We start from the raw sequence: 18,903 nt of genomic DNA, 5'->3' as shown, positions 1-18,903 counted from the left end.
ACGACTACGATTCCCAGAACATCTTCGCGCGGATCCTGCGCGGCGAGATCCCCAACAAGACCGTCGCCGAGACGGCGCACGCGCTCGCCTTCCACGACATCCGCCCGCAGGCCCCGGTCCACGTGCTGGTGATCCCCAGGGGTCCCTACGTCAACTTCGACCACTTCGCCTCCGAGGCGAGCGACGCGGAGATCGTCGACTTCAACCGCCTTGCGGGGCGCCTCTGCGTCGAGCTCGGCGTCGCGCCGGGCGCCGGCCAGTCCGGCTACCGCCTGATCGCCAATTCCGGCCTGCACGGCGTGCAGGAGGTGCCCCACTACCACCTCCACATCCTCGGCGGCCGCGTCCTCGGCCGGATGCTCCCCCGCGACTGACGCGCCGGAGCACCGGCGCTTCCCGCGCGCCGCGACATCGCCTATCCTCGGTCGCATGAAGACCGTGAAGATCGAACTCCCGGACGACAAGGCCGAAGCGCTGGAGCGGGCGGCGACGGAAGCGGGCTACGCTTTCCCGTCCGAGCTGGTGCTTGCCGCCCTCGACGATTTCCTCGCGTACCCCGCTCCCTATGATGCGGCGGCGCTCGCCCGCGACATCGCCCGGCACGAGGCCGAGAAGCGGGCCGGCGACCGCGGGGCATGACGTCGGGCGAAGCCCGGGCCTGGCTCAGGAACGCCTTCTCGCAGTAGCGACGCATCCCAATGAAGCCGCGAATGCTCGTGCTCCGGGCGGCGGCCGTCCATGACTTGGCCCGGCACGCCGACGCACTCGCCGCCGTCCGCGGTGACGCCTTCGCGGCGGCCTGGACCGAGTCGATCCTGCGGTGGCTTGAGCGCCGGGCGGAACCCGGCGCGCAATTCGGGACCGGGCGCCCGACCAGACCGCGCTACCGCACCTTCGGATATCGCCGGCAGGCGACGGTCCTCGCCGAATTCACCGACGACGCTCTCGACGTCATCCGCATCCGCTTCGCCGGGGAGGACTGGCAAGACGGACCGCGCCGGCGGCCCGCCGATCCGCACTGGACCTGCCGCCCCGCAGGCCTAGTCTCCCCTGGGGAGGAACACGCCGATGCAGATCGCCCCTTACCTCAGCTTCGACGGCCGCTGTCGCGAGGCGTTCGAGACCTATGCCCGGATCCTCGGCGGGCACATCGACTTCCTGATGACCGTCGGCGAATCCCCCCACGCCGCCGAGAGCCCGCCGGAGCGGCAGGGGGACGTCATGCACGCGCGCCTCAGCATCGCCGGCCGCATCGTCATGGGCGCCGACGCGCCCCCGCAGTGGCGCTCGACGCCCGCCGGGTTCTCGATGTCGGTCAACGTCGCCGACGAGGTCGAGGGGCGGCGCCTCTTCGAGGCCCTCGCCGAGGGCGGCGAGGTCAAGGCGCCCTACGCCGCCACCTTCTGGTCGCGCGGCTTCGGCATGGCGATCGACCGCTTCGGGATCCCGTGGATGGTCAACTGCGACCAGCCGCCCGCCTGAGCTCCGCCACGCCCCGCGCAACGGTTCGTTAACCCGGAAATCAACGGCTTAGCGGGTTTTCACGCGTGAACACGGCCGCCCCGCGCGGCCGGCGCGGTTGCCAATCCCCCGGCGATCTGCCACTCCGGCGCGACCGTCGAGGGACCCCGCGCGATGACCGGAATCCGCCTGCTGCCGGCCTTCCTCAGCGTGGGCGCCTGGACGATGCTGTCGCGCATCCTCGGCCTCGCCCGCGACATCCTGATGGCGGCCTTCCTCGGGGCCGGGCCGGTGGCGCAGGCCTTCCTGATCGCCTTCACGCTCCCCAACATGTTCCGCCGCTTCTTCGCCGAGGGGGCCTTCAACCTCGCCTTCGTGCCGCTCTTCGCCAAGAAGGTCGAGGCCGGCGAGGACGCCGAGGGCTTCGCCCGCGACGCGCTCTCCGGCCTCGGCCTCGTCCTCCTCGTCTTCACCATCCTCGGCCAGATCGCCATGCCCTGGCTGGTGCTCGCCATGGCCTCCGGCTTCGCCGGCGACGAGCGCTTCGCCCTCTCGGTCGAGCACGGGCGGATCGCGTTTCCCTACATCATCCTGATCTCGCTGACGGCGCTCCTCTCCGGCGTCCTCAACTCCCTCGGCCGCTTCGCCCTGCCGGCGGCGGCGCCGATCCTGATGAACGTCGTGATGATCGCCTTCCTGCTGATCGGCTGGCGCACCGGCGGCGACATCGGCCTGTGGCAGATCTGGTCCGTCCCTGTCTCCGGCGTGGCGCAGCTCGCGCTGGTCTGGTGGGGCTGCGCCCGCGTCGGGATGCCGGTGCCGCCGCGCCGGCCGCGCCTCACCCCCGACATGCGGCGGCTGACCGTCATCATGGTGCCCGCGCTCCTCGCCGGCGGGGTGGTGCAGATCAACCTGATGGTCGGCCGGCAGGTCGGCTCGTTCTTCGACGGCGCCGTCGCCTGGCTCTCCTACGCCGACCGGCTCTACCAGCTTCCGCTCGGCGTCGTGGGCATCGCCATCGGCGTCGTGCTGCTGCCGGACCTGTCGCGGCGGCTCAAGGCCGGCGACGGCTCCGGCGGCCGCGACGCCATCAACCGCGCCACCGAGCTGACCCTGGCGCTGACGCTGCCCGCCGCGGTGGCGCTGATGGTCATCCCGGTCGAGATCGTCCGCGTCCTCTTCGAGCGCGGCGCCTTCGTCGCCGCCGACACCTGGCCGACCGCGCTCGCCGTCGCCGTCTACGGCGCCGGCCTGCCGGCCTTCGTGATGCAGAAGGTCCTCTCGCCGCTCTACTACGCCCGCGAGGACACCCGCAGCCCGTTCCGCTTCGCGGTCCACGCGATGATCGTCAACGCCGCCATCGCCCTCGGCCTCGCGCCGTTCATCGGCTTCATCGCCGCCGCCCTCGGCACCACGGTGGCGGGCTGGGTGATGATGTGGCAGCTCTGGCGCGGCACAGGCCCGATGGGCGAGGTCGCGGCCCCCGACGCGCGCCTGCGCCGCGCCGCGCCCCGCATCGTCCTCGCCTCGATCCTGATGGGCGGCGTGCTCCTCGCCGTCTCCTGGCTCCTCGCGCCGCTCTTCGAAGACCGCCTCTGGCGCTACGGCGCGCTGGCGCTCCTCGTCTCCGCCGGCATGGCGAGCTACGCCGCCGCCGTCGTCGCGACGGGCGGCCTGCGCCTCGCCGACCTCCGCGCCGCCCTCCGCCGCGGCGGATAGGCCGGCGCTCCCGCAAGGCGACGCGCGGCGATCGCTCGAAGGCCCGCCTGTCGGCTCCGCCGCCGAAGCCACGCCTCGACGCCCTTCCTCCCCCTTGTCCTATCGCAGGTTCCCCCGCTCTTGGGGGCGGGGAGACCGACTCCGGAGCGCAAAGGCGCTCCGTCGATCCTCCCCCCCGGAGACGAGCTCCCAAGCCTTCAAGCGATTGCCCTGCCCGCCCGTCGCCCCCGTTGACGGCGCACGCGAAAGGCGGCAATGGACGCGGCCTGTCGATCCGGAACGCCGCCCATGACCGCGACCAAGTTCACCTCCCGCGTCTTCTCGGGCATCCAGCCCTCGGGGAACCTCACGCTCGGCAACTACCTCGGGGCGCTGCGCCGCTTCGTCGAGATGCAGGACGAGGGGATCGAGACCGTCTATTGCATGGTCGATCTCCACGCGATCACCGTCTGGCAGGATCCGGAGAAGCTGCGCGCCTCGACGCGCGAGCTGGCCGCCGCCTTCATGGCCTGCGGCCTCGAGCCGGCGCGCTCGATCCTGTTCAACCAGAGCCAAGTGCCGGGCCACGCCCAGCTCGCCTGGGTGTTCAACTGCGTCGCCCGGATCGGCTGGATGTACCGGATGACCCAGTTCAAGGACAAGGCGGGCAAGAACGCCGAGAATTCCTCGCTGGGGCTCCTCGCGTATCCGAGCCTGATGGCGGCCGACATCCTGCTCTACCACGCCACCCACGTCCCCGTCGGCGAGGACCAGAAGCAGCATATCGAGCTGACCCGCGACATCGCGGCGAAGTTCAACCACGACTACGGCGTCGACTTCTTCCCGATGACCGAGCCGGTGATCGAGGGCGCGGCGACCCGGATCATGAGCTTGCGCGACGGCACGAAGAAGATGTCGAAGTCCGATCCGTCGGACATGAGCCGGATCAACCTGACCGACGACGCCGACGCCATCGCCTCGAAGATCCGCAAGGCCCGCACCGACCCGGACCCGCTGCCCGACGCCTTCTCCGCGCTCTCGGGCCGCCCCGAGGCGCGCAACCTCGTCAACATCTACGCCGCCCTCGCCGGAGAGGCGCCGGAGAAGGTGGTCGAGGACTTCGCCGGCAAGCCGTTCTCCGAGTTCAAGCCGGCGCTCGCCGACCTCGCGGTGGCGCATCTCGCGCCGATCACCACGCGGATGAAGGCGCTGATGGGCGACCCGGCCGAGATCGACCGCATCCTCGGCGAGGGGGCGGACCGCGCCGCCGCCATCGCCGAGCCGATCCTCGACCGCACCTACGACATCGTCGGCTTCGTGCGCTCGCGCTGACGCCGGCGCGCTTGCGCGGCGCGCCGGCTTCGCTCCACAATCGGCGTCCAGTCCCGCCGGGGAGGAGCCGTGACCCTGCCGATCCGCGCCGCCGCGCGCCTCCTCGCCGTTCTCGCGGCGCTCCTCGCCTGCGCCGTCGCCGTCCCGGCGCAGCCGCGCGGGCTCCAGAACACGGGCCAGCCGCGCGACGTTGGGGACGCGCCGCTGCGCGACGTCGAGGTGGGCGCCTTCGTCAGCTCGCTCTCCGACATCAACCCGGAGGCGGGGACCTTCCGCATCTCCTTCTACGCCTGGTTCAACGATCCCGCGGGGCGCTTCGACATCCACCGCGACCTCTACGTCATCGCGCGCACCGCCACGATCGACGAGGTCGAGACCGAGCCGAACCCGGCCGGCGGCACCTACACCATCGCCCGCATCCAGGCGCAGATCGACCAGGAGTTCGACTTCCGCCACTTCCCCTTCGACAGCCAGCGCCTCGTGGTGCGGCTCGAGTCGGACGAGAGCACCGACGGGCTCCGGTTCGTCCCCGACCCCGACGGCGCCCGCATCTCGGAATATCTCCGCCTCGTGGGCTGGACGATCCGCGGCGTCGACATGCGCGCCGTCGAGCATGTCTACGACACGGATTTCGGCTACTGGACCGATCCGGACAAGGCGTTCTCGCAGGTCGAGCTCGCGGTCGACGTCGACCGGGTGCGCTCGCCGGTGCTGATCGACGACTTCCTCGGCCTGACCTTCGCCTTCCTGATCACCTCGCTCTCCTTCGTGGTCTCCTGCACCGAGCTCGGGCTGCGGGTGGGCATGAACACCGGCGCGCTCTTCGCCGCGGTGACGAACCTCGTCCGCCTCGACGACGCGGTGGGGTTCAAGCCGGATTTCGGGCTGGTGGACCGGCTCGCCTTCCTGGTCTTCGGGGCGATCGTCACCTCGCTCGCCATCTCGCTCGGCACCAACCGCCTTTCGAAGCACGGGACCGACCACGATGCGGCCAAGGCGCGCGCCAACCGGCTCGACACCGCGCTCGGCGCGACCAGCGTGACGATCTACTTCCTGCTGATCGCCTCGATCCTGTCCGGCGTCGCCTGAGCCCGCGCCTCAGCCGCGCCGGTCGAGGACGTCCTCCCAGTCGGGATGGCGGCGGAACTGCGCCGCGGCGAAGGGGCAGAGCGGCAGGATCTTCTTGCCGGCCGCCCGGGCGTCGGCGACGGCGCGCGCCACCATGGCCTGCCCGACGCCCATGCCGCGCATCACGTCGGGGACCTCGGTGTGCTCGATGATCGCCCGGCTGTCGCCGACCTTCGACAGCACCAGCTCCGCCTCCGCCCCCTCGGCGCGGTAGACGTAGCGGGCCTTCGCCCCGCCGTCCTCGTAGGCGACCTCCGCCGCATCCACCGCCATCCCTCAGCCCTCCAACTCCGCCGTGCCGCCATAGGGGAGAAGGTCGAAGTCCCGCGCGAAGATGCGCCGGATCCGCGACCGCGTCGCCTCGGTCAGGAACGCCTCCTTCGGCGGGAAGGCCCCGTGCGTCGCCGCCCAGGCGACGATGTCGCTCGACCGCATCGCCGGCATGTCGGCGTCGAGCGCCGCCTGCATCGTCGCCGGGTCGTAGACGTTGCTCTGCAGCCGCCGCGAGAACACGTCGAGATGCGCCGTCCCAACCCGCTCGCCCACGCGGGCGAAGTCGTCGGCGAGATGCTCCAGCCGCACCCAGGCGTCCATCGCGTGCCCGTCGAGGATGTAGCTCTGCCGCCGCCAGTGCGGGTCCATCGTCGCCTCGTCGGCGGTCTCGAGATAGTCGAGGAACCCCTCGAAGCTGATCGCGCCGTCCTGACCCGCCTTGGCCAGCATCGCCTGCACGAAGGGCTCGCCCCGATCCTCGCCGCAGACCTTGTCGACGAAGCCGCTGACCACCCGGTCCTCCGGGTGCCGCACCACCGCGAACTTGAAGTAGCCGTCGATCCCCGCCTCCACCGCCGGCGCGCAGAAGGCCTTGCGGTAGTAGTTGGTCATCCGCCGCACCTTCGCCACGTCGCGCAGCCCCGCCCCGCGCGGCGTGGCCTTGCGCCCGAAGCGGAAATGCTTCCAAGCGTAGCGCAGGCCGAAGGCGCGCAGGAACCCCACCGGGCGCTGCTCCAGCCGCGGCAGGTCGAGATTGGCGAAGAACCAGCTCTTCAGCGTGGTCCCCCCGCATTTCGCGTTGGTGAAAAGAACGAAACGGCGCACCGGGTCGACGAGGGGAATGGGATCCGGAACCAACAGGCGAACTCCTGAAAACACCAAGGCCAGAGGGACAAACGATCCTTACGCGAAGCGGCCTTCCCGGCCAATCCCCGTCACGCTGCGGCCGGCGTCTCCGTCGTCTCCAGCGGCACGTGTCCCGGCCGCGCCAGCGGCCCGCGCAGGAGCCCGAGCGCGGCGTTGAAGGCGCCCGCCTCGCGGATCGAGGCGATCTTCGCCGCGAGCGGCCGCCAGTCGTCGCCCTCGGCGATCGGCGCCCACAGCGCCTCGACCTCCCCGATCGTCAGCGTCTCCGCCGCCGCCGCGGCGCGCGGGTGCGCCAGCGCCGCGGCGAGGCCCGGCGCGGGCGGCAGCCGGCGCAGCCCCTCGATCACCTCGGCCCAGACCGCGGTCTCGAGCACGGCGCGGATCGGGCTCGCCCGGAGCCGCGCCGGCTCCCCGCCGAGGAGGTCGTGGAAGACCTGCTGGAACGGCGGCGCGGTCTGCTGCATCGCCTGCCAGAAGCCGTGCATCAGCGGCTGGTCGGCGGCCGGGTCGGCGGCGAGCCCCAGCCGCCCGAACGTCTGCGCCGTCAGCGCCGCATGGAACCGCGGCGCGAAGCTCTCGAACGCCGGCTCGATCGCGGCCCGCGCCGAGAGCGGGATCAGGCATTCCCCCAGCCGCGCCAGGTTCCAGTTCAGCGCCTCCGGCTGCCGGGCGAAGCAGTAGAGCCCGGTCTGGTCGAAATAGGCGGCCGTGAACCCCGGATCGAAGCGGTCGAGAAACCGCCAGGGCCCGTAGTCGAAGCTCTCGCCGGTGACGTTGATGTTGTCGGTGTTGAGCACGCCGTGGACGAAGCCGGCGGCGAACCATTCCGCCCCCAGCCGCGCGCAGGCCCCGACAACCGCGTCGAAGAGCGCCGCGGCCGGGTCCGGCCCCTCGGCGCCGGGCCAGTAGAGCTCGAGGCAATGGCCGACCAGCCGGCGCATCTCGTCCCACTGGCCGAGCGTCGCCAGCCGCTGGAAGGTGCCGATCCGCACGTGGGAATGGCTCAGCCGCACCAGCACCGAGCTGCGCGTCGGCGAGGGCTCGTCGCCGCGGACGAGGTCCTCGCCGGTCTCGACCAGCGAGAAGGTCTTGGAGGTGTAGACGCCGAGCGCCTCCAGCATCTCGGTGGCGAGGATCTCGCGCACGCCGCCCTTCAACGTCAGCCGCCCGTCCGCGGTGCGCGACCACGGCGTCCGCCCCGAGCCCTTGGTGCCGAGGTCGAGCAGCCGCCCGTCGCGGAGGTCGCGGAGCTGCGCGAGGAGGAACCCCCGCCCGTCGCCGAGGTCGGGGTTGTAGACCCGGAACTGGTGCCCGTGATAGCGCAGCGCCAGCGGCGGATCGTAGCCCCCCGGCAGCGGCTCGAACCGGCCGAGATGCGCGACCCAGGCCGCGTCGTCGAGCCCGTCGAGCCCGACACGCGCCGCCCAGCGGTCGTTGCGGAACCGCAGCTCGGTCCGCGGAAACGCCGCCGGCGCGACCGCGTCGTAGAAGGCGTCGCCGAGCCGGGCATGGGCCGCCTCGGGCCGATGGGCGAGCGGAGCCATGCGCTGCCCGCCCGCCGTCCTCAGACCGCCGGCTGGCCGGTCATCTGGTGGAGATGCGCCACCGTCGCCGCGTCGAGCCCGAGCGCGTGCGCCAGCGCGCGCAGATACGCCCGCTCCTCCTCGGAATCGACCGACACCGCGACCAGCGACGCGGCATAGACCTGCGCCGCCACCGCCGGCGAGCCAGCGTCGCGGGCGAGCGCCATCACGTCGACCGGGGCGGCGAGCTCGCTCATCACGAAGGCCTTCTCCTCCTCGGTCACGCCGTCCTCGCCGATCTTGCCGATGATCTTCTGCATCTCGGCCTGGTCGATGCTGCCGTCGGCCTTGGCCGCCGCGATCATCGCCCGCACCAGCAGCTTCTCGACCTGCGGGTCGGCGACCGCCTGAACGTGGTTCGGGTCGAGGTCGAGCACATCGCCCGCCCCGCCGCCCCCGGCCGCCTTCGCCGCCTGGGCGTTCTTCAGCGCGCTCAGCGCCATGGTGCCGAGGATGGCGAGCATGCCCCCCCGCGCCGCGCCGCCGACCCCGCCGCCGAGGAGCGCTCCCGCCAGCGCGCCGATCCCGCCGAGCTGGCCGCCGCTCAGGCCGCCGACCTGCTTCTCGGTCATGAAGTCGCGGGCGCGCGCGCCGATGCCGCCCGGCTGCTGCGCGCCGGCGAGCGCGCCCTGCACCTGGGCGAGGATGCCGTCGAGCGGGCTGCCGCCGCCGGCGCCGCCGCCCATGCCGCGCAGGCCCTGCTGCAACCGCCCGCCGGCCTGGCCTCCGAGGCCCTCCTGCAGCATCTGGCCAAGGATATTGCCGAAACTCATGTGCTTTCCCCCACGGTTCCGGGGCCGGCGCATCTCGCCCGCGCGACTTCGCCCCTGGGGGGAAGTATGCGCCGCGACGCCGCCGGGGCAAGGGCGCACGCGCTTCGGGCTCCAAGCCTAGCGAATTCACACTTCTCCTCCAGCCGCCATGGACCGAACGATATGAAGCCGATAGCCGACCGACCGAAGCGGGCTTGCCCGCGAGGCCACGGCGCGACAAGCGAAAGCACGGCTTTCGCCGCGCCGACGACCGGAGCGCGTTGGCGCGGAGATCGTCAGGGGTGAAGATTTCCCCGTCGCGCGCCATCCGTCCGTGAGCGCCCCGGCGAGCGCGGAATCGCGCTCGCCCCCCGCAGGGGCGATCGCGGACGGATTTGCCGCGGGTCAAATCCGTCTGGCGGCGCCGTCGCGGCCCATTCCTCCCGATCCGTGGCTTCAGCCGGGATGTGTGAATGCCGTAGGGCTCCAGACAGGCGGGGCTACCCGCCCGGCAGGACCACCAGCCGCTCGTGGGCGAGCTGCCGGAAGCTCCAGTCATCTCCGACCCGGTCGAAGACGTAGACGAGGTCGTAGCGGTCCTCCGGCCAGCGCTGCGGCACGGTAGTGTCGTCGCCGACGATCAGGTTCCCGATGGCGGCGATGCGCTGGTGCTGCCAGCAGATCAGCACGACGCCCGTCCGGCCGAGCGCGTCCGCGACCAGCGCCTGCTCCTCGCCCTTGGTGTGGGTCGTCACGGGGACGAGCTTCAGCGCCTCAGCCAGCGCCCCCACGGTCTGCTGCGGTCGCCGGCTGCGGCTGCCGACCGTCACCTCCCGCCCGCCGATCCGCACCCGCTTCTTCCCTGCCCCGGACGCGAAGATCACGTCCGGCCGCCCCGCCAGCGTGTCGCCTGCGCCCGATCCCGTCCCCGCGAACGCCGCCGCCAGCGCGCCGGCATGCTGCCAGCCCCGCACGGTCAGCGATTCCGCGTCCCCGGTCCCGTCCTCGCGCACGCCAATGCGCTTCGGCTTTCGGGTCGGCTTCTGCGCGTGACGGATGACGATGATCTGCTCTGGCGGCATGGCGTGTCCCCCGCCGCGAGGGTAGCCGCCGCGCAAGCCCGTGACCACAGGCTTGCGGGCGCCATGGGTGATCGCCGCGGACGGCAGCCCCCCGGCGTCGCGCGTCGCCGGTTGCGCCCGGCCCGACGACATTTCCAGGGGGCCGGCGCATCGGCGGGGATGGGCGGCGCCCGGTGCGCCGGCTTTGGGGCGAGGCGATCAACCGGCGAGCGTGTCAGACGTCCTGCCGGGCGATCTCCGTGATCAGCACGTCGTTCACCGGCGTCTCGCCGAAGATCTGGCGGGCGGCCGCGAGCAGCGCCGCCCGCAGGTCCTCCATCTTCCGGCCGGCGGTGAAAGCCCCGTCGAAGCCGCCGGTGTTGGCATGGCGGAACATCGCGGCGAGGAGCGCGTCGCGCAGCCGCGGCGTCAGCTCCTCGACGGCGGTCTCGTGGGCGGCCTGGATCTCCACCGCCACCGAGACCACCACCATCGCCGCCACCTTCTCGCCCTTGAAGACCGGCACCACGAACGGCTTCTCGACGGGAACGACGCTCGCCTCGCCCTCCGCCTCCGCCTTGGCCCCGGCCCCGCCATGCGGCGCGGCCAGCGGATCGGCGGCCGGGCACGCCGCGCCCTCGTGGCATTCCGGGGCGGCGGCCGCCGCCTCCGGCGCCGGCTTCAGCATCACCCCCGCGCCCACCCCGGCCCCGAGGCCGAGGAGCGCGATCGCGACCGGCGCGAGCTTCATCGCCCGGCCCTCAGAACGGCAGGACCTTGTCGACGACCTGCTGCCCCCAGCGCGGCTGCTGCGCGGTGGAGAGCGTGCCCCGGCCGCCATACGAGATGCGCGCCCCGGCGATGCGGTCGTAGGAGATCACGTTGTGGCGGTCGATGTCCTCGGGCTGCACGATGCCGACGATCTGCAGGTCCCGCAGCTCGTTGTTGACCCGCACCTCCTGGTCGCCCTGCACCACCAGGTGCCCGTTCGGCAGCACGTCGATCACCGTCGCCGCGACCCGGAGCGTCAGCTTCTCGTTGCGCTTCACCGCGCCGTTGCCGCGATAGTTCGACTTGCCGCCGACCTCGAGCGTGCCGGTCAGCCCGGCGAGCTCGTTCGGCATCAGCTTGCTGCCCGCGATCCCGAACACGTCGCCGAGCTCCAGCCCCTCGGACCCGGAGCGGTTGCGCTGGGTCGAGTTCTTCATCTCGGCCTCGTCGTCGATCTCGATCACGATGGTCAGCAGGTCGCCGAGGTTCTTCGCCCGCCGGTCGCCGAGCAGGTTGTCCGGCCCGGTGCCCCAGAGCGAGGCCTGCTGGTAGGCGTGCCGCGCCGCCTGCGGCGGCGGCACCGCGATCGCCGCCCGCTCGGCGGTCATGATCGCCGGCGCGCCCGGCACCGCCGCGCCGATCGTCGTCATCGGCGGGGCCTGCCCGATCGGATTGTCGCCGCCGCAGCCGGCCAGCAGGGCGAGACAGCCCAGAACCGCGATCCACGCCTTCATCTGCCAACCTCCACGCTGCCGTTCTCGGCGACCGCCCCGGTCACGATCTGCTTCGAGGCGAGGTTCATCACCCGCACCCGCTCGCCCGGCCCGCCGCGGTCGAGCGCGCGGCCCTCCGCCTCGATGGCGAGCGGGCCGCGCATGAAGACCATCCGCACCGTCTGGTTCCGCTCGACGAGCGCCGGCGGCCCGAGCTGGCTCGGCAGGATCGGCCGCCCCGGATAGAGCGTCACCTTCGCCTCCAGCCCCGCCGCCTCCTCGACGCTGCCGATCGCGCCGGGCGTCTCCTCGTCGAGGAGCGTCAGGTCGCCGGCCGCGATCACCGTCTGCGCCCGGATCGCCCGCACCGGCGCCACGCTCGCCGCGTGGACCGGGGCGGCGACCGCCAGCGCCAGGATCAAAGCCCGCCGCATCACCGGATCTGCGTCGTCGCGGCGAGCATCTGGTCGGCCGCGGTGATGACCTTCGCGTTCAGCTCGTAGCCGCGCTGCGCCTCGATCAGCCCGGTCAGCTCGCGCACCGCATCGACGCTCGAGTTCTCCAGATAGCCCTGCCGGAACGTCCCCCGCCCGTCCTCGCTCGCGGCCCCGACGTTCGGCGCCCCCGAGGCCTCGGTCTCGCGGAACAGGTTCGAGCCCATCGCCTCCAGCCCCTTCTCGTTGGTGAAGGTGGCGAGCTCGAACTGCCCGAGCAGCTGCGCCTCCACCTGCCCGTCGAAATAGGCGTAGACCTCGCCGTCGGCGTTGATGGTGATCTCGCGCGCGTCCTCGGGAATGGTGATGTCCGGCACCACCGCGAACCCGTCCGAGGTCACGATCAGCCCGTCGCCGTTGCGCTTCAGCGCGCCGTCGCGGGTATAGGCCGCCTCGCCGTTCGGCAGCGTGATCTCCAGATAGCCCTGCCCCTCGATCGCGAGGTCGAGCGACCCGCCGGTCTCGGTCAGCGAGCCCTGCTCCACCTGCACCGACACCGCCGTCGAGCGCACCCCGAGGCCGAGTTGCACGCCCGCCGGCAGCACCGACCCGTCCGCCGAGTTGATCGTCCCCGGCCGGTCCACCTGCTGGTAGTGCAGGTCGGCGAACTCCGCCCGCCGGGCGCTGTAGGCGGTGGTGTTCATGTTGGCGAGGTTGTGCGAGATGACCTCGACCCGGGTCTGCTGGGCCGCCATCCCGGTCGCCGCGATGTTGAGCGCGCGCATGTCTCTCTCTCCTCCCCGGATCAGCCGCGGGCGCCGAGGGTGCGCACCACCAGCCGGATGCGCTCGTCCTCGCCGTCCGCGAGCTTCATGCCGTACTCGTAGGCGCGCTGGACCTCGATCATCCGCGCCATCTCCATCACCGGATTGACGTTCGACTGCTCGAGCGAGCCCTGCACGATCCTGCCGTCGATCATCGGCACGGCGTTGTCCGCGGCGAAGAGCGCGCCGCCCTCGCGGGTCATCGTGGTCTGGTCCTCGACGGTGACGAGCCCGACCTTCGCCACCGGCGCGCCGTCGACGCTGAGGGTGCCGTCCGAGGCGACGCCGACATGCTCGGCCTCGAAGGGGATGACGATCGGCCCGCCGCCCTCGTCGAGCAGCCGGTTGCCCGCGGGGTCGACCACCTCGCCGTCGGCGTTGCGCGTGAAGGCGCCGGCCCGCGTCAGCCGCTCGCCCTGCGCCGTCATCACGGTGAAGTAGCCCTCGCCCTCGATGGCGAGGTCGAGCGTGCCGCCGGTCTCGACGAGCGCGCCCTGCGCCTCGTCGGTGAACCGGCCCCGCGCCGCGGTCATGGCGACCGACCCGCCCTCGGCGGGCAGCGCCTGCACCATCTCGGCGAAGACCACGCCCTCGCGGCGGAACCCGGTGGTGGAGATGTTGGCGATGTTGTTGGCGACGGACTGCATCTCCTTGAGCAGCCCCGACGCCCTGGTCAGCGCCACATAGCCGGGAAGGTCCATCGCCGAGGTCCTCGCATCCTGCGATCGGCGCCTCTCGCGACGCCCGTCCCGGGAGCCTTGGCGGGGTTAGGTAAAGATTCGGTCAAGGGTCGTGGACGGCGCCCGGCGCTGTCCTCTCACGTTGCGGGGGTCAGCAACCTCAGGTCGCCAAGGAAGCTCTCCAGAGTCTGGAGATGCGGGCCACACTACACAACGCCCTCCTGCCCGGCTGGATCCCCGGGGCGCGAGCGCCGACCGACCGAAGCGGGCTCTGCCCGCGAGGCCACGGCGCGACAAGCGAAAGCACGGCTTTCGCCGCGTCGACGGCTGGAGCGCGGTTGCGCGCGGAAGCCGTCAGGGGTGAAGATTTCTCCGGAAGCGCGCAATCCGTCCGTGATCGCCCCGGCGAGCGCGGCAACGCGCTCGCCCCCCGAGGGGCGATCGCGGACGGATTTGCCACGGGTCAAATCCGTCTGGCGTCACCGTCGCGACCTGCTTCCGGCCGGGCTTCCTCTCCACTGTCGCGCAGTGTGGGTGCGGGCGGACCAAGTCCGGATGCGTTCGCGGCCGCAGGGGCCGTTTGTCTGGCGGCGCGCCACGCTCGGGGCCGAAGCTCCACTGCCTGCGCACGATTTCAGCGCCCGGTCGGGAACGGCGCCAGCCACGGAGGGGAATCTCGGCCGGCTCAAGCCAGCATAGGGTGGTCATCACGGGTCAGATGGCCCGCAACCTTAAAGCAACTGTGGATCTTATAGCTAGAGGCGTCGCGATACACGTATCCGATTTAAATCGCCAGAGCAAAGTCTCCAACAGCACTCATTTGTCCGTATGACGCTAGAGACAAAGCCATTGATCGCCGTGCTTTCTGCATGTCCTGCATCAGACCTTCGCCCAATACCCCTCGACTTCACATTCCTACTGGGGTGTAGCGTGCATACACGGCGGCAAGTATGCAAGCCTGCAAGATGCAGCCCCTACCGCGCCGCCACCATGGCGATGATCTGGTCCTGGTAGAAGCGCACCAGCGTCTGCCCCGAGAAGCTCATGGTGATCCAGAACACCACGAGGATCGCCCCGAGCTTCGGGACGAAGGTCAGCGTCATCTCCTGTACCGAGGTCAGCGCCTGAACCAGCCCGATGGCGAGGCCGACCACCAGCGCCACCGCGAGGATCGGCGTCGAGACGACCAGCGCCACCCACAGCGCCTGCCGCAGGATGTCGAGGACGACAGCCTCCGTCACCGCGACGGCCCTGTGGATAACTCACGCATCACGATTTTTATACGGAAATAACAATCGATTGACCGGCATCCCACTGTGGGACACCCCGTCAGACCGGCATCCGCAGGATCTCCTGGTAGGCCTCCACGACCTTGTCGCGCACCGCGACGGCGGTCTGGACGGCGAGCTCGGTCGCCGCCAGCGCCTCGACCACCGCCTGCGGGTCGGCGCGGCCGGCGAGCCCGGCCTTCACCGTCTCCTCGCCTGCGCGCATCGTCGCCATGAAGTCCTGCGCCGCCGCGGCGAAGGCCTCGCCCGGACCCTTGCCCGCGGCCGCCGGCTCCGGCCGCGCCGCGACCTGCGCCGACCCGTAGACCTGCGCGGCCAGCGTCGATCGAATGTCCATTCCCTCGGGCCTCCTCAGCGCCGCAGCAGGTCGATGAGCGAGCCCGCCATCTGCCGGGCCTGCTCGAACATCTTCAGGTTCGCCTCGTAGGAGCGGTTCGCCTCCCGCGCGTCGGCGATCTCGATCATCATGTTGACGTTCGACCCCTCGCGATAGCCGTCGTCGCCGGCCAGCGGATGGGTCGGGTCGAGGATGCGCTGGGTCTCGGCCTGGTCGAGCCGCACCGGCCCGGTCGCCACCGCCCGCGCGTCGCCCGCCACCACCTCCTCGAAGCTGACGGTCTTGCGGTGATAGCCGGGGGTGTCGGCGTTGGCGATGTTCTCGCTGGAGAGCCGCAGCCGCGCCGCCTGCGCCGCCATCCCGCTCGCCGAGGCCTGCATCGTCCGGGCGATGTCGCTCATCGCCCTCACCCCTTGCCGATCGAGGTGCGCAGGATGTCCATCGTCTTGCGATAGACCCCGAGCGCCAGGTCGTGGCTCTGCCGCACTTCGGCGCCGCGGACCATCTGGTCCTCGAGGCTCACCGAGTTGCCGTTCGGCGTCTCCGCCCCGAACGCCGCCACCTCGCGCGCCTCGAAGCGCGGATCGCCGTCGGCGAGGTCCATGTGCCCCGCCCGCGTCGTCCGCGCCGCGAAGCCCGGGCCCTCCTCCAGCGTGCTCGCGAAGTCGGCCACGTCCCGCGCCCGGTAGCCCGGGGTGTCGGCGTTGGCGATGTTCTCGGCGACGAGACCCTGCCGGGCGGTGGCGTGGGCGGCAAGCGAGCTCGCCAGCCGCAGGAGCGTCAGGTTGTGGTCCATGCTCGGGCTTCTCCCGTGGTGTCTCGCAACCCGGCCTTAACGATCGTTGGTTGAGAAAGAGTAATCGAAAAAGCCGCAGGACCCGAGAAATGCTGAACGATTTCTCCGCGCTCCGCCAGGAGATCGGCCGCATCCGCAACCACGCGCGGGTCGGGCGGGTCGTCGCGATCGGCCAGGCGTCGCTCGAGATCGCCGGCCTCACCCACCAGGCCCGCATCGGCGACCAGGTCTCGATCGCGACCAAGGGCGGCGGCGTCCTCGGCGGCGAGATCGTGGCGCTCTCCGGCGGCACGGCGCGCGCGATGACCTACGGGCCGCTCGACGGCGCGGCGATGGGCGACGCCGCGACGCTGCTCGGGGCCGCCGAGGCGCATCCCTCGACCGACTGGACGGGGCGCATCGTCGACGCCTTCGGCGCGCCCCTCGACGGCCGCCCGCTGAAGCCCGGCCCCGTCGCCGCGCCGCTCCGCCGCGATCCCCCGGCCGCGGCCAGCCGCAAGGGCCTCGGCGGCCGGCTCGCCACCGGGCTCCGCGTCTTCGACACCATGCTGCCCGTGGCCCGCGCCCAGCGCATCGGCATCTTCGCCGGATCCGGCGTCGGCAAGTCCACGCTGCTGGCCGGCCTCGCCCGCGGCATCGAGGCCGACATCGTCGTCCTCGGCCTGATCGGCGAGCGCGGGCGCGAGCTCCGCGACTTCACCGAGCACGCCCTCGGCCCCGAGGGCATGGCCCGCGCCGTGGTGATCGCCGCCACCTCCGACCAGGCCCCGCTCATCAAGCGCCGCGCCGCCTGGATGGCGATGGCGACCGCGGAGGTGTTCCGCGACCAGGGCCGCCACGTGCTCCTGATGATCGACAGCCTCACCCGCTTCGCCGAGGCCCACCGCGAGATCGCGCTGACCGCCGGCGAGGCGCCGTCGCTCCGCGCCTACCCGCCCTCGACCGCCAACATGATCGCCGCCCTCTGCGAGCGCGCCGGTCCCGGGCCGCGCGGCAAGGGCGACATCACCGCGATCTTCAGCGTGCTCGTCGCCGGCTCCGACATGGACGAGCCGGTCGCCGACATCACCCGCGGCGTGCTCGACGGCCACGTCGTGCTCGACCGCGGCATCGCCGAGCGCGGCCGCTTCCCGGCGGTGGACGTGCGCCGCTCCGTCTCGCGCAGCCTGCCCGGCGTGGCGAGCGAGGCCGAGAACGCGCTCCTCGCCCGCGCCCGCCGGACGCTCACCACCTACGAGAACGCCGCCCTGATGATCCAGACCGGCCTCTACGCCGCCGGCTCCGACCGGGCGATCGACGAGGCGATCGCGCTCTGGCCCGGCCTCGACGCGTTCTTCGCCGAGGCCGCCCCGGACGGGCCGCCGGCGAGCTTCGCCCGCTTGCGCAAGACGCTGGGCGCCTGACGCCTCCGATGGGAACCAACCGCGAGTTGCGCGGTTTTCCCGGCAGGACGGGCGCGAACGTCCGGCCCGAAACACGTTTTCCGGAGGAATTCCGATGAAACGCTACCTTGCCGCCGCTTCCGCGGCCATGCTCTCCTTTGCCCTCGCGGGGCCGATCGCTGCGCAGGATCTCGGCCTGATGCAGCTTCAGGACAACGCGCGGACGACGATGGCGCAGCTGAACATGGACCCCTCGAAGGTCGCCATGATCGATGTCCTCACCCTTGAGGAGCTGACCCGGATCCAGGGCCTGTCCAGCGGACTCAGCCCGTCCGAGCGCGCCGCGCAGATCGACGTCGTCCTGCGCGACGCCGACGAGCGCATCGCCGAGGGCGGCGCGGTGATCCCGAGGGGCCCGAAGGGCGACATCAACGCCGCCGACCTCGACGGGATCGACGACATCCGCCACGGCGTGCGCGCCGAGATCGCCGAGCTCGGCATGAACTCCGACATCGACGTCGACACCCTGACCGAGGATCAGCTGATGCGGATCCACCTCATCACGCAGAGCGTGTCCAACGAGGCGGAGCAGAAGATGCAGATCGAGAAGATCGTCACCGACAACTGACGCCCTTCACCTTCGCCCACGCGCCGACGCCGCCCCCCGGGGCGGCGCTTCGCGTTCTCAGCCCAGCGCCGAGATGAGGTTGAGGAGCCCCGACGAGGAGCCCCGCGACCCCTGCAACAGCGTCAGCGCCGCCGCGCCCGGCGCGGTCGCGGACGGTCCCGCGTCGATCTGCGCCCGCACGAGGAACCGCGTGACGAGCTTCTCGACGTTCTCCTCCTTGGCGAAGGCGGTCAGGCCGGACGTGCCGAAGAGCGCCGAGGTCTTGTCGCGCAGGACGTCGCGCTGCTTGTCGACGTCGAGCTGGCCGAACGACGACGGCAGCCCGTAGGCCTTCTCGAACACCTCGCGCAGCGGCGACGAGCCGATCACCTTGTACCAGCTGCCGCCCTCTCCGGCCGCGAGCGCGGCGATCTCCCGGCGGAGGTTCATCGCCAGCCGCATGTCGTTGTCCTTCTCGCCCACGGCCGCCTCGAAGGCGCGCGACTTGTAGGCGGCGACGATCCCGTCGGCGAATCCGGCGGTCCCCGTCCGGGCGCCGGCGGCGTTGCCGAAGCCGAAGGCGTCGGCGATCTCCTTGAAGCCCGGCGCGGTCAGCCGGCTCGCCAGCGCCTCCGGGTCCTCGGTCCCTCCCTCCAGCACCTTGCGGATGAAGGCCTTCTTGTCGATCTCGCCCTCGAGCCCGAAGGCCCCGAGCGCCACCTTGAGCAGCCGCCGGTCGGCGACCAGCTCCTCGGCCGAGGTCACCGAGCCGATGTTCTCGCGGAAATAGGCGATCTCGCGCTGGAGCTCCGCCCCCTTCGCGAACGCGGCCTCCTGCGTCGCCTGGGTCCGCTGGAGGAACCGCCAGCCGGCGATGCCCGCGAGCGGTATCTGCGGGGAGAAGCCCATCGCCCC

23 protein-coding genes are annotated in these 18,903 nt (G+C 71.8%); 8 read left to right on the top strand and 15 right to left on the bottom strand.

What is annotated here, in order from left to right:
* The 6 genes from KBB57_RS10565 to KBB57_RS10540 all read left to right on the top strand — a co-directional run.
* On the top strand, positions 1–374 hold a 374-nt coding region (locus KBB57_RS10565; protein WP_290749635.1), incomplete at its 5' end, for an HIT domain-containing protein.
* A 55-nt stretch (positions 375–429) separates the two neighbouring features.
* A complete protein-coding gene (locus KBB57_RS10560; RefSeq protein WP_290749632.1) occupies positions 430–639 on the top strand; it encodes a hypothetical protein in 210 nt (69 codons plus the stop codon).
* A gap of 429 nt (positions 640–1,068) precedes the next feature.
* On the top strand, positions 1,069–1,482 hold the full coding sequence (locus KBB57_RS10555; RefSeq protein WP_290749630.1) for a VOC family protein: 414 nt from the start codon (positions 1,069–1,071) through the stop codon (positions 1,480–1,482).
* Between the two features lie 153 nt (positions 1,483–1,635).
* Positions 1,636–3,180, top strand: a complete 1,545-nt coding sequence (gene murJ, locus KBB57_RS10550; protein WP_290749628.1) for a murein biosynthesis integral membrane protein MurJ — start codon at positions 1,636–1,638, stop codon at positions 3,178–3,180.
* 288 nt (positions 3,181–3,468) lie between these two features.
* Entirely contained in the window at positions 3,469–4,491 is a 1,023-nt protein-coding gene (gene trpS, locus KBB57_RS10545; RefSeq protein ID WP_290749626.1) for a tryptophan--tRNA ligase, read from the top strand.
* A 69-nt stretch (positions 4,492–4,560) separates the two neighbouring features.
* Positions 4,561–5,580 carry a hypothetical protein gene (locus KBB57_RS10540; protein WP_290749623.1) on the top strand — a complete coding sequence of 340 codons (1,020 nt, stop codon included), beginning with the start codon at positions 4,561–4,563 and terminating at the stop codon, positions 5,578–5,580.
* 9 nt (positions 5,581–5,589) lie between these two features.
* Here KBB57_RS10540 and KBB57_RS10535 read toward each other — a convergent pair whose 3' ends face one another.
* The 14 genes from KBB57_RS10535 to KBB57_RS10470 all read right to left on the bottom strand — a co-directional run bounded on the left by KBB57_RS10535 (position 5,590) and on the right by KBB57_RS10470 (position 15,999).
* Complete coding sequence (locus KBB57_RS10535; protein WP_290749620.1) at positions 5,590–5,892, bottom strand: GNAT family N-acetyltransferase; 303 nt, start codon at positions 5,890–5,892, stop codon at positions 5,590–5,592.
* A 3-nt stretch (positions 5,893–5,895) separates the two neighbouring features.
* Entirely contained in the window at positions 5,896–6,750 is an 855-nt protein-coding gene (locus tag KBB57_RS10530; RefSeq protein ID WP_290749617.1) for a sulfotransferase family 2 domain-containing protein, read from the bottom strand.
* A gap of 77 nt (positions 6,751–6,827) precedes the next feature.
* Positions 6,828–8,303, bottom strand: a complete 1,476-nt coding sequence (locus KBB57_RS10525) for a protein adenylyltransferase SelO family protein (RefSeq protein WP_290749614.1) — start codon at positions 8,301–8,303, stop codon at positions 6,828–6,830.
* A gap of 20 nt (positions 8,304–8,323) precedes the next feature.
* Positions 8,324–9,115 (bottom strand): tellurite resistance TerB family protein, encoded by a 792-nt coding sequence (locus KBB57_RS10520; protein WP_290749611.1) that lies wholly within the window; start codon positions 9,113–9,115, stop codon positions 8,324–8,326.
* A gap of 479 nt (positions 9,116–9,594) precedes the next feature.
* Positions 9,595–10,176 (bottom strand): hypothetical protein, encoded by a 582-nt coding sequence (locus tag KBB57_RS10515; protein ID WP_290749608.1) that lies wholly within the window; start codon positions 10,174–10,176, stop codon positions 9,595–9,597.
* Positions 10,177–10,390: 214 nt separating this feature from the next.
* The gene (locus KBB57_RS10510) at positions 10,391–10,906 is read right to left on the bottom strand and encodes a flagellar basal body-associated FliL family protein (RefSeq protein WP_290749606.1); all 516 of its coding nucleotides are present in this window, start codon (positions 10,904–10,906) and stop codon (positions 10,391–10,393) included.
* 10 nt (positions 10,907–10,916) lie between these two features.
* Positions 10,917–11,660, bottom strand: a complete 744-nt coding sequence (gene flgH, locus KBB57_RS10505) for a flagellar basal body L-ring protein FlgH (RefSeq protein ID WP_290749604.1) — start codon at positions 11,658–11,660, stop codon at positions 10,917–10,919.
* A complete protein-coding gene (gene flgA, locus KBB57_RS10500) occupies positions 11,657–12,073 on the bottom strand; it encodes a flagellar basal body P-ring formation chaperone FlgA (RefSeq protein WP_290749601.1) in 417 nt (138 codons plus the stop codon). Before flgA ends, flgH begins: the two co-directional genes overlap by 4 nt.
* A complete protein-coding gene (gene flgG / locus KBB57_RS10495; protein WP_290749600.1) occupies positions 12,073–12,858 on the bottom strand; it encodes a flagellar basal-body rod protein FlgG in 786 nt (261 codons plus the stop codon). The genes flgA and flgG overlap by 1 nt, the downstream gene beginning before the upstream one ends.
* 20 nt (positions 12,859–12,878) lie before the next feature.
* A complete protein-coding gene (locus KBB57_RS10490) occupies positions 12,879–13,598 on the bottom strand; it encodes a flagellar hook-basal body complex protein (protein WP_290749598.1) in 720 nt (239 codons plus the stop codon).
* 953 nt (positions 13,599–14,551) lie between these two features.
* Positions 14,552–14,818, bottom strand: coding sequence for a flagellar biosynthetic protein FliQ (locus KBB57_RS10485; protein ID WP_290749596.1), 267 nt, complete (start codon positions 14,816–14,818; stop codon positions 14,552–14,554).
* 88 nt (positions 14,819–14,906) lie between these two features.
* Positions 14,907–15,203, bottom strand: a complete 297-nt coding sequence (fliE, locus tag KBB57_RS10480) for a flagellar hook-basal body complex protein FliE (RefSeq protein ID WP_290749594.1) — start codon at positions 15,201–15,203, stop codon at positions 14,907–14,909.
* A 14-nt stretch (positions 15,204–15,217) separates the two neighbouring features.
* A complete protein-coding gene (gene flgC / locus KBB57_RS10475) occupies positions 15,218–15,604 on the bottom strand; it encodes a flagellar basal body rod protein FlgC (RefSeq protein ID WP_290749592.1) in 387 nt (128 codons plus the stop codon).
* A 5-nt stretch (positions 15,605–15,609) separates the two neighbouring features.
* Positions 15,610–15,999 carry a FlgB family protein gene (locus tag KBB57_RS10470; protein WP_290749589.1) on the bottom strand — a complete coding sequence of 130 codons (390 nt, stop codon included), beginning with the start codon at positions 15,997–15,999 and terminating at the stop codon, positions 15,610–15,612.
* Between the two features lie 89 nt (positions 16,000–16,088).
* Between KBB57_RS10470 and KBB57_RS10465 the strand changes: the two genes are divergently transcribed.
* Together KBB57_RS10465 and KBB57_RS10460 are read left to right on the top strand one after the other, a co-directional pair.
* Positions 16,089–17,402 (top strand): FliI/YscN family ATPase, encoded by a 1,314-nt coding sequence (locus tag KBB57_RS10465; protein WP_290749587.1) that lies wholly within the window; start codon positions 16,089–16,091, stop codon positions 17,400–17,402.
* A gap of 94 nt (positions 17,403–17,496) precedes the next feature.
* Positions 17,497–18,009, top strand: a complete 513-nt coding sequence (locus KBB57_RS10460) for a hypothetical protein (RefSeq protein ID WP_290749584.1) — start codon at positions 17,497–17,499, stop codon at positions 18,007–18,009.
* Between the two features lie 57 nt (positions 18,010–18,066).
* Here KBB57_RS10460 and KBB57_RS10455 read toward each other — a convergent pair whose 3' ends face one another.
* Positions 18,067–18,897 carry a DUF1217 domain-containing protein gene (locus tag KBB57_RS10455; protein ID WP_290749581.1) on the bottom strand — a complete coding sequence of 277 codons (831 nt, stop codon included), beginning with the start codon at positions 18,895–18,897 and terminating at the stop codon, positions 18,067–18,069.
* Positions 18,898–18,903: the final 6 nt, after the last annotated feature.

The organism is Amaricoccus sp. (assembly GCF_017993425.1).
In the GTDB taxonomy this organism is placed as follows: Bacteria; Pseudomonadota; Alphaproteobacteria; order Rhodobacterales; family Rhodobacteraceae; genus Amaricoccus.
Note: the sequence above shows the minus strand (reverse complement) of the source record. Positions and strands in the feature narration are given on the sequence as shown.

Coding starts and splice junctions, on each gene's coding strand:
- KBB57_RS10470 (WP_290749589.1), bottom strand. CDS start 15,999: ATGGACCACAACCTGACGCTCCTGCGGCTGGCGAGCTCGCTTGCCGCC.
- flgH (WP_290749604.1), bottom strand. CDS start 11,660: ATGAAGGCGTGGATCGCGGTTCTGGGCTGTCTCGCCCTGCTGGCCGGC.
- KBB57_RS10520 (WP_290749611.1), bottom strand. CDS start 9,115: ATGAGTTTCGGCAATATCCTTGGCCAGATGCTGCAGGAGGGCCTCGGA.
- KBB57_RS10560 (WP_290749632.1), top strand. CDS start 430: ATGAAGACCGTGAAGATCGAACTCCCGGACGACAAGGCCGAAGCGCTG.
- flgA (WP_290749601.1), bottom strand. CDS start 12,073: ATGCGGCGGGCTTTGATCCTGGCGCTGGCGGTCGCCGCCCCGGTCCAC.
- KBB57_RS10555 (WP_290749630.1), top strand. CDS start 1,069: ATGCAGATCGCCCCTTACCTCAGCTTCGACGGCCGCTGTCGCGAGGCG.
- fliE (WP_290749594.1), bottom strand. CDS start 15,203: ATGGACATTCGATCGACGCTGGCCGCGCAGGTCTACGGGTCGGCGCAG.
- KBB57_RS10465 (WP_290749587.1), top strand. CDS start 16,089: ATGCTGAACGATTTCTCCGCGCTCCGCCAGGAGATCGGCCGCATCCGC.
- KBB57_RS10455 (WP_290749581.1), bottom strand. CDS start 18,897: ATGGGCTTCTCCCCGCAGATACCGCTCGCGGGCATCGCCGGCTGGCGG.
- flgG (WP_290749600.1), bottom strand. CDS start 12,858: ATGCGCGCGCTCAACATCGCGGCGACCGGGATGGCGGCCCAGCAGACC.
- KBB57_RS10535 (WP_290749620.1), bottom strand. CDS start 5,892: ATGGCGGTGGATGCGGCGGAGGTCGCCTACGAGGACGGCGGGGCGAAG.
- murJ (WP_290749628.1), top strand. CDS start 1,636: ATGACCGGAATCCGCCTGCTGCCGGCCTTCCTCAGCGTGGGCGCCTGG.
- KBB57_RS10515 (WP_290749608.1), bottom strand. CDS start 10,176: ATGCCGCCAGAGCAGATCATCGTCATCCGTCACGCGCAGAAGCCGACC.
- KBB57_RS10460 (WP_290749584.1), top strand. CDS start 17,497: ATGAAACGCTACCTTGCCGCCGCTTCCGCGGCCATGCTCTCCTTTGCC.
- KBB57_RS10525 (WP_290749614.1), bottom strand. CDS start 8,303: ATGGCTCCGCTCGCCCATCGGCCCGAGGCGGCCCATGCCCGGCTCGGC.
- KBB57_RS10510 (WP_290749606.1), bottom strand. CDS start 10,906: ATGAAGCTCGCGCCGGTCGCGATCGCGCTCCTCGGCCTCGGGGCCGGG.
- trpS (WP_290749626.1), top strand. CDS start 3,469: ATGACCGCGACCAAGTTCACCTCCCGCGTCTTCTCGGGCATCCAGCCC.
- KBB57_RS10490 (WP_290749598.1), bottom strand. CDS start 13,598: ATGGACCTTCCCGGCTATGTGGCGCTGACCAGGGCGTCGGGGCTGCTC.
- flgC (WP_290749592.1), bottom strand. CDS start 15,604: ATGAGCGACATCGCCCGGACGATGCAGGCCTCGGCGAGCGGGATGGCG.